At 47.3% G+C, this 423-nt stretch carries 1 protein-coding gene; it reads right to left on the minus strand.

Translation table 11 applies throughout. The features are described 5' to 3' along the window. Positions 1-423: 4-hydroxyphenylacetate 3-hydroxylase N-terminal domain-containing protein (locus HUW62_RS47885; RefSeq protein WP_303626928.1), on the minus strand; the 423-nt coding region annotated here is incomplete at both ends.

Raw genomic sequence — 423 nt, forward strand, 5'->3', positions numbered from 1 at the left:
CCCGGAAAGCTCTGTTGCACACGTCGGAATTTTCCAGAATAAAAACGCGTTCCCACGGCACGAAGACGTTTTCAAAACTGACAATCGCATCACCTTCCTCAAATTGCGAAGCGAGCGGATGGTCGTAGCGCGATTTCCCGTAATCAAATGATTCGCGGCAAAAAAACTTTAATCCCGGAGTATGATTTGGAATGGCAAAAGCTAGCGAATAAGGATCATCTTTTTCGCCTGCTTTTTTAACGGTTGACGGAAAAACAATAATTTCGTCGGTAATGGCGGCTTGTGTCGCCAAGAGCCGAATGCCGTCGACGACGATCCCGTCTTTTGTCTTTTCCACGAGATGCAGCGCAACATTGGCATCTTTTTGCTCATGCTCGGCTTTTGCCCGATTGACTTGGGGATGAATGAGCGTATGCGTTAAAC

This window comes from Myxococcus sp. AM011, assembly GCF_013372595.1.
GTDB classification, from domain to species: domain Bacteria; phylum Myxococcota; class Myxococcia; order Myxococcales; family Myxococcaceae; genus Myxococcus; species Myxococcus eversor.